This is a genomic window from Aquimarina besae, from assembly GCF_042434905.1.
In the GTDB taxonomy this organism is placed as follows: Bacteria; Bacteroidota; Bacteroidia; order Flavobacteriales; family Flavobacteriaceae; genus Aquimarina.
Genome location: NZ_CP170199.1, coordinates 1,322,638 through 1,336,607, shown reverse-complemented (window position 1 = coordinate 1,336,607; position 13,970 = coordinate 1,322,638). Strand labels below are relative to the sequence as shown.

Sequence of the window (13,970 nt, the reverse complement as noted above, 5' to 3'; positions counted from 1 at the left end):
ACCCTGATTATGAATGTATAAAGACAGATATTCTGATGAAAACCGGTCTTTTTAGGAATAAAATTTTGATGCGTATTCTGAAGGCGTTTGATCAAAGTGCTTTTTGAAGCATTTTGTGAAGTATTTTGGATTTCTAAAACCAACTTTGTAGCAGACTTCTGAAATATTAATCTGACCCAATTCCAATAGTTGAGACGCTCTTTTCATTCTTATGGAATGAATAAATTCATTAGGTGTTAAATTGGTCCATCCTTTAATTTTTGAAAACAACATCGTCCTACTTACCCCTAACTCTGAGCTGAAGTATGGTATATCAAAGGAAGTATTACTTATATTGTCCTCCACAATCTTTACGGCTTTTTTTAGCAGTTCTTCATCAATGGAGGTTACGGTAATATCAGAGGATGTAAAATCACTGGATGAGAATTTTTCTTTTTGCTTTTCTACCGAAGAAAGCAGATTTCTTATAGTCAACAAAAACTCTTTTACATTGAATGGTTTATTAATATAAGCGTCTGCACCTGACTCTAACCCATCAAACTTATAAATCAACGATGTTCTGGAGGTTAATAAAATAAATGGAATATGGCTTGTTCTGATATCATTTTTGATTTTAGAGCAGAGCTCTGTTCCTTCCATTTTTGGCATAATCACATCACTGATGATTAAATCGGGGATCTTTTGCAATGCTTTTTTAAAAGCTACCTGCCCGTTTTCTGCTTTAATAACTTGATAGTAATCCTTAAGCATATCGCCTATAAAATTTCTCAATTCATCATTATCTTCAGCTATTAGCACCAATGGTTTTTCATCATCCTTCGATACCATTTCTACATCAATTTCTTTGCTTTTCTTAACAGTAGCTATTTGATTTTTGTACTGACTAATATCATCACTTATCTTAAAATTCTTAATAATATCGGATTCATTAAGATGATCCTTTCCTGTTTTTAAAGTAACTCTGAATACGGTACCTTTTTCTTTATTAGAATCAATAACTTCAATAATGCCTTTGTGCAAATCCACGGCCTTTTTTGCTATAGACAATCCAATACCGCTAGCCTGATTAAATTGTTTCTGATAATCTTTGTCTCCGGCAACTTCATAAAAACGATCAAATACTTTATCTACAAATTCTTTGTCAATACCCTTACCTGTATCTTGTATTTCGATGATTGCCTTATCATCTTCCTGAAAAATCCTGATATTAATTTCTCCTCCTTCCGGGGTATATTTAAATGCGTTAGAAATTAAATTATAAAAAACTCTTTCTAGCTTATATCTATCAAAATACACTTTTATCACCTCTGAAGAGGTTTCAAATGTATAGGTATAAGATCCTGCCTTGGCAAATTCATTAAAAGATAGATAAATCTCTTTTAGGTATTTAACCAGATTACCTTCTGCAACTTCTAGCTTAGAATGTTTATTTTCAAATTTTCTAAAATCCAGTAGCTGATTTATTAATTTTAATAACTGATCAGCGTTACGCTCTATGACTAACAAACGTTTATACATCTTATTGCTTCCCTGATAATTTTCTATTAATTGTTGCAAAGGCGCAATAATGAGAGCAAGTGGAGTTCTAAATTCGTGAGATATATTAGTAAAAAATTCTAGCTTGGAACGATTCATCTCTTCCTTTTTAATGTTTTCTAAATGTTCCAGATCTAGTTTATGTTTTAATCTTGTTTTTGCCTTGTTAATTTGATTCAGCCCAAATAATGCCCCAATAATGATTAATGCATATCCCAGAAAAGCCATTGGGCTTCTCCAGGGAGCAGGCTCTACAGAAATTCTTAATTTAGTTGAAGTATTATTCCAAACATTATCGTTATTAGCCCCCTTAACTTCGAAAATGTAATTTCCGGCTTTTTGAATCGTATAGTTGACCTCAGTATTTTTAGTATACTGCCACTGATCATCTAATCCTATTAACCTATAGGCATATTGGTTATTAGATGCATTGATAAAATTAGGTATAGCGAAACTTATTCCAAAAGAAGATTGATCGTGAGACAGGGTTAATTTATCCATATACGAAATACTTTTGTCAAGTATTTCATTTTCTCCATATCTCTCTATTTTTTTTCCCTGAACCTTTAAATCTGTGAGAATTACCTGAGGTACGAATGTATTTTTCTCTATACGATTAGGATTTAAAAAAGACACCCCAGATGGACCTCCAAAATATAAATCTCCTTTATCCGATTTTAAACACGAATTATTGTTGAATTCATTACCGATTAAACCGTCAGTCTGATTGTAAAGAACAGATGTTTTCTGATCCGGATTATAGGATATGATACCTTTATTAGAACTAATCCAAATTGAGTTATTATTATCTTCAACAATACCAAATACCGTGTTGATTTTTGTGCTTAAGACATTAAGCTCTATTCTTTCAAACTTATTATTATCGTATTTAAAAATACCATTAGCTTTAGTCCCTATATAAAGTACTCCTCTTTTATCTTGATAAATTGTCAATATATCATCTCCTGATAATTGTTCTTCATTAAAAAAAAACCTTTTTACAACGATACTTTCATTATCCAGCTTCTGATTTTCAATATAATTAAGCCCATTTTGAGTACCTATCCACAGATTAGAATCCTGATCAACAAATAGTACTCGTATTCTATCATTAGAAAGTGTGTTTTTATTAACGTCATCGTGCGAAATGAATTTGAATTCTCTATTTTCTAAATTATATTGGATAAGACCGCTTCCGAAAGTTCCGAAATACATGAAATTTTCAGACTTTTTAATGCTGTAGATTCCAACTCCTTTTAGAATTGATTGTAATTCATTACTTATTTCATTGGTTACAAACTTACGTGATACTGTATTATATAATGCCACCCCTGCATTATAAGTTCCTATCCATAATTTTTGTTTGTCCAGAAATAGAGATTTTATGTTAAGACTCGGAAGCCCTTTTTCTGATACCTTTTGGATATGCGTCGATTCATTTTTTTCAACATCTAATATTGAAATACCTTTCCCTTCTGTGCCAAAGTAGATAATACCTTTTTCATCTTGTATGATGCTACTCACCACACCATAAGAAATGTCGCCACTATTACTTTTTCGCAGCGATATAAAATTAGAATTAGATTCATCCCAGATATTAATACCTCCGTAATAAGTACCAATCCAAACAGAACCTTTCTTATCAATGAAAATAGTTTTCAATGTGTTTCTGCTTAAACTCTTAGGATTATTCTGTTGATGTTTTATTGCAATAACCGCTTTATCACTGTCTTTTATATACAATCCATCGTAGGTAGCTATCCATAACACCCCTCTTTTATCAATAGATAAACTTCTTACATCCTGATTAATTAGACGATTCTTACTGGTTCTACTAATTTGACGAAACAATCCACTTGATTGGTTGTACGCATTAAGCCCGCCATACTTTGTACCAATCCATAAAACATCATCTTTATCTTCTACTATGGACTGAATATAAGAATCACTTAAGCTGTTGGATCGATCATTGCTATAAAATCTGTCAAAGCTAAACCGATCCTTATTTCTGGATTTGAGTTTATTAAGTCCATTAGCTGTACCTACCCATATATTTTGTTTCTTATCCTGATATATACTTAAAACGTAATTATTAGAAAGACTTGATGAATCTATCGCATCATTTTTGATCGTTATAAAAGAATCAGAGCTTCTATCGTATACCATAAGCCCATTTGAAGAACCAAACCAAAGTTCTCCATTATCCATCAGTTTTATAGACCAGATTGTATTATCAGAGAGACTCCCTTTATTACTAGAATGAAAATAAGATTTAAATACATTAGATCTTGGATCATATCGATTTAATCCATTGTATGTTCCTATCCAAATAAAGCCTTCCTTATCTTCTTGTATAGATAAAATATCATTATTACTTATCGAGGTAGAGTCGTTAGGAATATTTCTGAATACAGTAAAACTTTTTCCATCATATTTGTTTAAACCATCTCTGGTTCCAATCCACATTCGCCCTAGTTGATCCTGATGAATTGCTATTACAGAGCTTTGAGATAATCCATCCGAAGTAAAGAGATGTAAAAATTTATTGTAAAAATCATCTTGCGCTAGAGATATGGTAGAAATAAAGAATAAAAGTACTACATATATATTTTTCATCAATTCCCTTAAAATTTTCTCCTAATAACGTTCAGAACCCCAAAATATTAAAAAAATGTTAATAATCTAAGCTATTATCACTCTTTTGCCTTTTGTTTTTGTTTAACGAGTTAATCGCTCTTTTAGTTGATACTCGTATAACGAGGGTATCAACTTCATAGTTGTATTTGTAAAGTTTATATAAGCATTCGGGCCGTAATCAATTTCAATTTTACTATTCCCCAATACTCCAATAACTCGGGCATTAGGCCCGTCATTCATTCCATCTAATTTTATAATCCCACCTAGTGCTAGCCTACTCAAAAAATTGACGCGTATATTCCAAAATGTATTATATGAAGCATGAGACGGTTTCCAATAACCAGCTCCTCCACCCATAAAAAGCGGATATGAATTAGTATCCAAAGGATCTAAATGAACCTTTATATTATCAAAAAGATTTTGATGGTTTACTCCAGAATGTTGATCCAGAATTGGATTTACAAAAACTTCACAGTCGCTGTACACACTTTTTGTAGAAAATGTATTAAAACTTAACGGGTGCATTGAATCATTATGAACCGATAAATTCTTTACCAGGACATTATGGACACCACCCATTTGTACTGTATAATGTGCTTTCTTTTTACCAAGAGTTACAATATCTTTAATGGTAACATTGGCAATCGCCTCTGTCAAAATACCACTATCTGAATTTTCAACAACTACATTTTTTACCCAGCTATTAAAGATTCTGGTTAAATAAATACCATTGTATCCTTGTTCTACATGATGCGCTATACGGTTAGAAAAGGGAAAGGTTATTTTGAAATTTTGAATCCCTACTTCTTCCAAATGATTCCAAGCTATAATCCTTACCTCATACTCAGGAACAACATCCAATAACAAAGGAGACTTTATAGTAACAGTATTTTTGGAGATTTTTTCAATTTTAACTTGCTGACGAACCAAGGGTAAATCAGGATAGTTCCAATGATGAGATCCGATTTTTAAATCAATATTTCCATACAGCTCACGAAGTATCTTTCCTTTTTTTCCTTCTTTGTTAAACCATTGTATTTCTACGACGTCACCTTCTTTCAATCCGGTATTTGTAGCTATTGAAAACGTAAGCGCACCACGTTGTGCTTTGTTAATCACCCCCAAGACATTAGGCATCACGTCATATTCCTTTAAGTATGATTTTACTCTGGCACCTTTCACCCTTGTCCATAACATGCCTCCTGACCAGGCATATTGTGAAAAGGGAAGAAAAACATTATTTTCTTTCTCCTTTTGAACTTTATCCAATTTCACCAAATATTCTCTAAGTTCTTTTAAGTCGTCTGGATTTTTTAGATACATCATAGGTCTAGGACAAAAAATTTCTGTTCCTTTATCTCCGATTCCATATCCATTGAGAATAATATTACTACGCTCAAAATATAATATATCACTTAGAATGATTCTTCCGGGAGGTAATTGGATTAATACGGGCTCCTTTATTTCGTGTGCTTTTTTGAAAACACTTAATAGCGCCTTAGAATCATCTTTTCCATCATCAGCAACCACACCATAATCTATAGCATATAGTATAAAAATGTTTTCAGGAATTTTAATCTCCTTTTCTCCTAATTGATATCCTGCGTAGCTGTAATCAGGAATAAATGGTCCTTTATTATTTGCCAAATCTTCAATCGAAAGTTTTTGTTGAGCCGAAATGACTGAAAAACAACAAATTGTAAACAATCCCAAAACTATCTTGAGAAGAGATTTATTTTTTTCCCCCATAGTGTTTTGTTTATTGTTTAATAATCTTATAAACAGATGTATTGGATGAATTAGAAGTTTTAAGAATATAAATACCAGTATTTAAATGACGTACATCGATTTCTTTGGTGTTGTTTGAAGCTAATAGCTTACCTCTTAGATCATAAAGATCAAAAGTTACCTCAGGATTCTCATTTTTAAGAAATATCTTATCCGAAACAGGATTAGGATAAAAAGTGAACTTGTTTTCATCAAACTCGCCCACACTTAGAGACTGATCTTTTTCAATAATGATAAAATCTGCAAAGTATACCGTTTCATCTCTTAAGGGCAATGAAGATTCAATGCTTCGATAAATACCCCATTTAGGGCGCAAAAACACACCTGTTCCTTCTCTCAACATATCAATGTCCAGATCCTCATAATTCAACAGTTCTGCGCCTGATGTTACATCCTTGATTGATAATTTTATGAATCCGGGTGTTTCATCTGATGGTATTGTTGAACTGTCTTCATTTACATATACCTCACAGGTAGCTTCTACCCAGTTGCCTAAAAAAGGGGCTAGTTCAATTTCTCTCACTGTTACGTACTCAGGTCCTGATGGTGGATTATCCCCCTGGCTATATCTTACTCTTAACTTTCGTAGTGGAGAAGAACTTGATCTGTAAGGGGAAATCGTGAGTACAGGATTAGAGTCATCACTTCCTCCTTTTGCTTTAATCTGAAAAATATGTGTAAATCTATTGGTTGGCAAAAAATCAGCATCCAGCTTAAATTTCCAGTTGTATACTACTAATTCACCTTTTACTGCTTTCAATTCATCCGATGATGGATCATACGTCTTAATTTCATTTCGTTGTCTATCTATATTTCTCCGGCATCTGTCTGTATCCGGATCTACGTGAATATCAAATTTAAACACGTTTTTGTTCAGATCGGTATCGAATACTTCAGAAATATGATCAACTCTTGGGATGTGATCGCAATCCGGAACCTCATAAGGTGTGCCGCTATAGTTATTTTCAAGAAGTTGATAGGTATCTCCGGGACCATCGGCCTCTAAAGTTGTAATTATATCCTGCGCTATACTATTTGTTGATACAATCAGGAATAGACTTAATAAAAGGATTTTTATTGGTAGTTGACTGGCCATGACTATAAAATTTGAGTTATGTTACTTCAAAACTATTAAAACTTACTCGTGCAGCAGTTCGGTTTAAGGGTGTTAATTGTTCAAATAATAGAAAAAAACTTAAAAATGCTATGTTATTCTATTTTTTGGACTAAAAAACTATCAGATAATCAAACTTTTAAGAAGAAATGTGTTTTTGTTTATAAAATCTTAAAAATCTGATTATCAATATACTGTACTTTTTTATACTGCTTTCTGTATGATCCTTTTTCAAAAACTGATTTGTAATTGTCATAAAAGCTTCAAATTTGAGATAGTTGAATTTTTTTCATCTTTCACATGAATGATAAAGTAATAATATTAACCGGAGGCGGTGGAGTTCTGGGCAAAACCATGGCATTAGCACTTGCCAAAAAAGGAGCTAAACTTGCTATTTTGGATTTAAGAAAAGATGCTGCAGAAAAAGTAGCAGACGAAATAAAAAAACAAGGGGGAGTTGCCATAGGTGTTGCAGCAGACGTGCTAAGTAAAGAATCTTTGTTAAAAGCAAGAACCGAAATCAACGATCAACTAGGAAGTTGTGATATTTTAATAAACGGAGCAGGAGGTAATCATCCTAAAGGAACAACATCTAATACACATTTAGTCATAGAAGACCTTCAAAACAAAAAGGAGGATTTTAAAACTTTTTTTGATTTAGATTCAGAAGGAATTCAGTTTGTTTTTAACCTGAATTTCATTGGCACATTATTGCCCACTCAGGTTTTTGCTCAGGATATGGTCGGAAAAGACGGTTGTAGTATTCTTAATATCTCATCGATGAATGCTTTTACCCCTCTAACCAAAATACCTGCCTATAGCGGTGCAAAAGCTGCCATATCAAACTTCACGCAGTGGCTTGCTGTTCACTTTGCGAAGGTTGGCATAAGAGTGAATGCATTAGCTCCCGGTTTTTTCTTGACAGATCAGAACAGATCATTACTTACAGATGCCTATGGTAACCCGACCCAGCGAGGTAGGACAATTATTGAGCATACTCCGATGGGAAGATATGGAGAACCCGAAGATCTGATAGGAACCACCGAATGGTTGTGTGGAGATGGCTCCAGCTTTGTTACCGGGATCGTAGTACCTATAGATGGAGGATTTAGTGCGTTTAGCGGTGTATAACTAATATATTATGAATTTAGAACAAACATGGCGATGGTATGGTCCCAATGACCCGGTATCATTATCAGATATTAAACAAGCCGGGGCAACCGGAATTGTATCTGCATTGCACCATATCCCTAACGGAGAGGTCTGGACTATAGAGGAAATCCTGAAAAGAAAGAATATAATAGAAGCTTCGGGACTTAGATGGTCAGTGGTCGAAAGTGTACCTATTCATGAAAATATAAAAACCAAATCGGGTAATTATCAAACCTATATTGAAAATTACAAGACTACTATCAAAAACCTTGGTGCTTGTGATATCAACATCATTTGCTATAACTTCATGCCTGTTTTAGACTGGACCAGAACGAATTTAGAATATAAAGTTTCTGATGGATCCACAGCTTTGCGATTTGATGCTACAGAATTTGCGGTATTTGATTTGTTTTTACTAAAAAGACCCGGAGCCAAAAAAGAGTACACCAATTCACAAATAGAAACAGCAGAAGCGTTGGAAAAACAAATGTCTGATGCTCAGAAAAATCTTTTAATCAATAATATCATTGCCGGTTTACCCGGCGCAGAAGCAGGATATTCATTAAAGGATTTCAATTCCATTTTAGATACTTATAAAGATATTGGTCACAAAGAATTAAAGGAAAATTTGTTTTCCTTCCTAAAAGAGATTATTCCAAGTGCTGAAGAAGCAGGAGTTTTGATGTGTATTCATCCTGATGACCCTCCTTATCCTATTCTGGGCCTACCAAGAGTTGTAAGTACCGAACAAGACATTTCAGAATTATATAATGCAGTAGATTCACTTAATAACGGACTTACCTTTTGTACCGGCTCTTTCGGTGTTCGTGCCGATAACGATTTACCGGAAATGATAGAACGTTTAGGAAACCGAATTCATTTTATCCATCTAAGAAGTACCAAAAGAGACGAACTAGGAAATTTTTATGAAGCAAATCACCTAGAAGGCGATGTAGATATGTACGAAGTGATGAAAGCTTTAATCCGAGAACAAAACAAACGGCAAAAATTGGGTCGCACAGACCTAAACATACCTATGCGACCAGATCACGGTCACAAAATGCTGGACGATCAACATAAAAAAACAAATCCCGGTTATTCTGGTATTGGAAGACTTAGAGGCCTAGCCGAATTAAGAGGCTTAGAACTCGGAATTAGAAAATCGCTACAATAAAAAATTAAAAAATACAATTATGGCTACTGTTTACGAATCAAGATATGCATCTCACCCTAAAGCTGTAAAAGCAATGGATACGACAGAATTAAGAGATGAGTTTTTGATAGAAAATCTTATGCAATTAGGGCAAATAAATCTTACATATTCTCATTATGATAGATATATTGCCGGATCTGCAGTACCTGAAGGCACCTTAAAACTAGAACCGATAGACCCTCTAAAAGCAACATACTTTTTAGAACGAAGGGAACTTGGAATTATCAATGTTGGCGGAAAAGGAGAAGTTATCGTAGACGGAACTTCTTATGATCTGGAATATAAAGAAGCTTTATATGTAGGAAAAGGAAACAAAGAGATTCTATTTAAAAGTTCAAGCCCATCAGATCCAGCAAAATTTTACCTTAATTCTGCGCCGGCGCATCATAGCTATCCAACCGTAAAAGTAACCAAAGAAAAAGCGAACAAAATAGAACTAGGTTCTTTAGAGACCTCTAATCATAGAACAGTATTACAATTAATCGTTGGTGGTATTGTAGAGACCTGCCAATTACAAATGGGAATGACCGAATTAAAAAAAGGAAGCGTATGGAATACAATGCCCGCCCATTCTCACGATCGAAGAATGGAAGTCTATTTCTATTTTGAAGTACCTAAAAATCAATCTGTATGCCATTTTATGGGACAAACTCACGAAACCAGACATATCTGGATGCAGAATGAGCAAGCCGTAATTTCTCCTCCCTGGTCCATTCATGCTGGGTCTGGAACATCTAACTATACCTTTATCTGGGGAATGGCAGGTGAGAATCTGGATTATGGTGATATGGACAAATGCGAAATAACCGATCTTAAATAATATTGCTATGTCATTATCGCTATTTGATTTGAAAGGTAAAAATGCATTGATCACCGGTGCTACCCACGGTTTAGGGATGGCAATGGCAAAAGGTCTTGGACTTGCCGGAGCTACTATCATAGTCAATGGTAATTCATCTCAGCAAAAAATTGATCTTGCCGTAGAAACTTATAAAAAGGTAGGCATACAAGCCAAAGGATATAAATTCGATGTGACTAAAGAAAAAGAAGTAATACAAGCTATTCGGCAAATTGAAGATGAAATTGGAACTATCGACATCCTGATCAACAATGCCGGAATCATAAAACGTATTCCTTTAGAAGAAATGGAAGTCGCCGATTTCAAGCAAGTCATTGATGTTGATCTGGTGAGTCCTTTCATTGTTTCGAAACACGTTGTACAAGGGATGATCAAAAGAAAATCAGGAAAGATCATCAATATTTGCTCCATGATGAGCGAATTAGGACGTAATACTGTGGGTGCCTATGCTGCTGCTAAAGGTGGATTAAAAATGCTTACTCAGAATATGGCTACCGAATGGGCTAAACATAATATCCAAGTCAATGGTATTGGCCCTGGATATTTTGCCACAGAACAAACCGCACCTATTCGTGTGGATGGACATCCGTTTAACGAGTTTATCGTGAATCGTACTCCTGCAGCAAAATGGGGAGATCCGGATGAACTGGCCGGTGCTGCTATCTTTTTAGCTTCTAAGGCGAGTGATTTTGTAAATGGTCATATCCTTTATGTAGATGGTGGTATCCTTGCTACCATAGGTAAACCGTCAAACGAAAAATAATGAAAAATTTATTAATTCTTATATCCACAATTTTCTTAATTATCTCAAGCTGTAAAAAGTCCGAAAGGGAAACTATAGCACCTAAATATATTAGTTTCAAGAACACTTTAGATATCAAAAGAACCGATGAAAGTATTGTGCTATCCAGAAATAAAATACTATCGAGATTAGATAGTATTCCTGAGAATAGTGTTCCTGTTTTGAAGGATTCTACCGGAAAAATAATGCCTTTTCAATTCGATGATATTGACAAAGATGGTAATTGGGATGAACTAAGCCTGGTACTGGACCTCAAACCAAATCAAAACTTACAATTAGAAATAACAACTATTGCTACAGAAAGTATTCCTACATTCACTGCAAGAACAAATATCAGATTTGGATTAGGTTCAAATAAAAAAAATGTCAAAGAAGTTCTCGAACTAAAACGTACAGGAGATCCAAGAACTAACGACAGTATTTTTTATCAGATGGAAGGACCTGCCTGGGAAAACGATAAAGTTGGTTTCCGGTTTTACTTTGATCCTCGTAATGGCATTGACATTTTTGGAAAAACTACTTCAGAACTTGTTTTAGATAAAGTAGGACTTGGTGAAGGAAATTATCACGAACTGGATGATTGGGGAATGGATATTCTGAAGGTCGGAAACTCTCTGGGTGCAGGAGCCTTAGCCATAAAAAATGGAGATTCTCTTGTTAGAGTTACCGGAAAAGATCAGGCAGCATTCAAAATTATCGCTGAAGGACCCGTACGATCCATTTTTGAAATGGTTTATAAAGACTCAAAAGTTGGAGAATATAACATTGACATTGTTCATAGGGTAACCATCTGGAAAGGGCAATGGGGATATCAAAGCGATGTCTTTTTTAAAGGTATTACAGATCAACTAAAGTTAGTTAGTGGTATCGTAAATCTAAAACCCAATGAGTCTCATTCAAAAACACTAAAAAACTTTTACTTTTTAGATTCTTATGGTTCGCAATCTGAAAATAATGATGCATTAGGGATGGCAATTATAATACCTAAGAAAGATTTTATCGCTGAGGCAGAAGCCCCAAAAGAAAATGCAGCTATCATACAAACCTATTATACGGTAATGAATGCTTCAGATACACAACCAACCACCTTTTATTTTCTTGCAGGATGGGAACAATCTGATCAGCAATTTAAAACGTACGAGGGTTTTGAAAATATAATTACCAAAAAGATCGAAAGATTATCTAATCCAATATTGATCGAGTAATATGAGTAAAAAAGTTGTCACTTTTGGTGAAGTATTGATGCGTCTTACCACCGCATCAAATGAGCGGTTCGAACAAACCAACAATTATACCGTACATTTTGGTGGAACCGAAGCAAACGTTGCCATCGCTTTGGCACAATGGGATGTTATAACTACTCATATTACTGCATTCCCGGATCACGCCATTGGTAAAGCAGCATACAACTATTTACGAAAACACAGAGTACATACTGAGTACACTAAATTTAATATTGGCAGAATGGGATTGTATTTTTTAGAAAACGGAGTGATGCAACGCTCTTCTAAGATTATTTATGATCGTTTTGACTCTGTTTTCTCTAAGTTAGATCCTGCTGCCTTCGACTGGGATGAAATTTTAAAAGATGTTGACTGGTTTCACTGGACAGGAATAACACCTGCGATTTCGGCATCTACCGCAAAAATATGCTTGGATGCGCTGACCATTGCGCAAGATTTAGGAATCACAGTAAGTGGCGATATCAATTACAGGAGAAACCTCTGGCAATATGGAAAATCACCGTTAGAAATCATGCCAGATCTTATCAATAAAACAAATGTAGTTATCGGTGGATTGACCGATTTCGAAAACTGCTTAGATATTTCTGCGGATAGTTATGAGGAAGGATGTAAAAAAGTACAACACAAATATACCACTGTGCATACCTTATCCAATACCCAAAGAGAAATCATTTCAGCATCACATAACAGACTATCCGCTGTACTTTACAAAAATAAATCTCTGTATACATCGAAAACCTACACCATGGAAAACATTATAGATCGTATTGGTGGTGGAGATGCTTTTATGGCAGGATTGATTTACGGTATGCTACATAAAAATGATCAGGATGCTTTGGAGTTTGCTGTGGCTTCCTCTGTTTTAAAACACGGAATTCCGGGAGATGCAAATTTAGTTTCTGTAGAAGAAGTAGAACAATTGCTTCAGGGCGATAATATAGGACGATTATTACGATAAATGAAACATACTAATCAACATATTATTAGTACTATGGAAGACACGGGATTAATCCCTGTCTTTAATCATCCCGATATTGGTATTGCTCAAGAAGTCGTAGAAGCATCTTATCAAGCAGGTATCAAGGTCTTTGAATTTACGAATAGGGATGAAAAGGCACTCGAAGTCTTCACCAAATTACGTCAATATGGATCTAAATACGATGATTTAATACTTGGTATCGGTACCATTTTTACAGAAACTGAAGTTAAAAAGTTTATGGATGCCGGAGCAGATTTTATTGTTTCTCCGGCCCTAATACCTGAAGTTGCCGATTATTGCACTACAAAAGAAACCTTATGGATTCCGGGATGTGCCACAATTACAGAAGTGTATAATGCCCATCAATTGGGCGCACAACTCATCAAAGCATTTCCCGGTAATGTTCTTGGATCCGATTTTATAAAGGCTGTAAAAACTGTGTTGCCCATGGTAAAAATAATGCCAACAGGTGGTGTAAAACCTACTTTCGAAAATCTAAAACTCTGGTTTGATTCAGGTGTGAGTTGCGTGGGAATGGGGTCACAGCTTTTTCATAAAGATGCTATCAAAAATGGAAACTTTGATAAGTTGACTAATGATATCAAAGAAGCGCTACAACATATTCAAAAAGTAAAAAACTAAATAA

General features: G+C 34.7%; 10 protein-coding genes. 7 read left to right on the top strand and 3 right to left on the bottom strand.

Annotation, left to right across the window (positions count from 1 at the left end):
• Positions 1-51 precede the first annotated feature (51 nt).
• The 3 genes from ACE94K_RS05845 to ACE94K_RS05835 form a co-directional block, all read right to left on the bottom strand.
• A complete protein-coding gene (locus ACE94K_RS05845; RefSeq protein ID WP_378181281.1) occupies positions 52-4,152 on the bottom strand; it encodes a two-component regulator propeller domain-containing protein in 4,101 nt (1,366 codons plus the stop codon).
• Positions 4,153-4,254: 102 nt separating this feature from the next.
• Entirely contained in the window at positions 4,255-5,922 is a 1,668-nt protein-coding gene (locus ACE94K_RS05840) for a hypothetical protein (RefSeq protein ID WP_378181278.1), read from the bottom strand.
• Positions 5,923-5,932: 10 nt separating this feature from the next.
• A complete protein-coding gene (locus ACE94K_RS05835; protein ID WP_378181275.1) occupies positions 5,933-7,057 on the bottom strand; it encodes a T9SS type A sorting domain-containing protein in 1,125 nt (374 codons plus the stop codon).
• Positions 7,058-7,375: 318 nt separating this feature from the next.
• Between ACE94K_RS05835 and ACE94K_RS05830 the strand changes: the two genes are divergently transcribed.
• The 7 genes from ACE94K_RS05830 to eda are packed head-to-tail and all read left to right on the top strand — an operon-like array spanning position 7,376 to position 13,966.
• Complete coding sequence (locus tag ACE94K_RS05830; RefSeq protein ID WP_378181272.1) at positions 7,376-8,206, top strand: SDR family oxidoreductase; 831 nt, start codon at positions 7,376-7,378, stop codon at positions 8,204-8,206.
• Between the two features lie 10 nt (positions 8,207-8,216).
• Positions 8,217-9,401 carry a mannonate dehydratase gene (gene uxuA / locus ACE94K_RS05825; protein WP_378181269.1) on the top strand — a complete coding sequence of 395 codons (1,185 nt, stop codon included), beginning with the start codon at positions 8,217-8,219 and terminating at the stop codon, positions 9,399-9,401.
• 19 nt (positions 9,402-9,420) lie between these two features.
• On the top strand, positions 9,421-10,260 hold the full coding sequence (gene kduI / locus ACE94K_RS05820) for a 5-dehydro-4-deoxy-D-glucuronate isomerase (protein WP_378181266.1): 840 nt from the start codon (positions 9,421-9,423) through the stop codon (positions 10,258-10,260).
• A 7-nt stretch (positions 10,261-10,267) separates the two neighbouring features.
• On the top strand, positions 10,268-11,062 hold the full coding sequence (locus ACE94K_RS05815; RefSeq protein ID WP_378181263.1) for a gluconate 5-dehydrogenase: 795 nt from the start codon (positions 10,268-10,270) through the stop codon (positions 11,060-11,062).
• Positions 11,062-12,306 carry a DUF4861 domain-containing protein gene (locus ACE94K_RS05810; RefSeq protein WP_378181261.1) on the top strand — a complete coding sequence of 415 codons (1,245 nt, stop codon included), beginning with the start codon at positions 11,062-11,064 and terminating at the stop codon, positions 12,304-12,306. Before ACE94K_RS05815 ends, ACE94K_RS05810 begins: the two co-directional genes overlap by 1 nt.
• Position 12,307: 1 nt before the next feature.
• The gene (locus tag ACE94K_RS05805; RefSeq protein WP_378181258.1) at positions 12,308-13,303 is read left to right on the top strand and encodes a PfkB family carbohydrate kinase; all 996 of its coding nucleotides are present in this window, start codon (positions 12,308-12,310) and stop codon (positions 13,301-13,303) included.
• The gene (gene eda, locus ACE94K_RS05800; RefSeq protein ID WP_378181255.1) at positions 13,304-13,966 is read left to right on the top strand and encodes a bifunctional 4-hydroxy-2-oxoglutarate aldolase/2-dehydro-3-deoxy-phosphogluconate aldolase; all 663 of its coding nucleotides are present in this window, start codon (positions 13,304-13,306) and stop codon (positions 13,964-13,966) included.
• Positions 13,967-13,970: the final 4 nt, after the last annotated feature.

Excerpts from the sequence above, each read along its gene's own strand:
- ACE94K_RS05805 (WP_378181258.1), top strand. The coding sequence starts at position 12,308 with ATGAGTAAAAAAGTTGTCACTTTTGGTGAAGTATTGATGCGTCTTACC.
- ACE94K_RS05815 (WP_378181263.1), top strand. The coding sequence starts at position 10,268 with ATGTCATTATCGCTATTTGATTTGAAAGGTAAAAATGCATTGATCACC.
- ACE94K_RS05840 (WP_378181278.1), bottom strand. The coding sequence starts at position 5,922 with ATGGGGGAAAAAAATAAATCTCTTCTCAAGATAGTTTTGGGATTGTTT.
- ACE94K_RS05810 (WP_378181261.1), top strand. The coding sequence starts at position 11,062 with ATGAAAAATTTATTAATTCTTATATCCACAATTTTCTTAATTATCTCA.
- ACE94K_RS05835 (WP_378181275.1), bottom strand. The coding sequence starts at position 7,057 with ATGGCCAGTCAACTACCAATAAAAATCCTTTTATTAAGTCTATTCCTG.
- ACE94K_RS05830 (WP_378181272.1), top strand. The coding sequence starts at position 7,376 with ATGAATGATAAAGTAATAATATTAACCGGAGGCGGTGGAGTTCTGGGC.
- kduI (WP_378181266.1), top strand. The coding sequence starts at position 9,421 with ATGGCTACTGTTTACGAATCAAGATATGCATCTCACCCTAAAGCTGTA.
- ACE94K_RS05845 (WP_378181281.1), bottom strand. The coding sequence starts at position 4,152 with ATGAAAAATATATATGTAGTACTTTTATTCTTTATTTCTACCATATCT.
- uxuA (WP_378181269.1), top strand. The coding sequence starts at position 8,217 with ATGAATTTAGAACAAACATGGCGATGGTATGGTCCCAATGACCCGGTA.
- eda (WP_378181255.1), top strand. The coding sequence starts at position 13,304 with ATGAAACATACTAATCAACATATTATTAGTACTATGGAAGACACGGGA.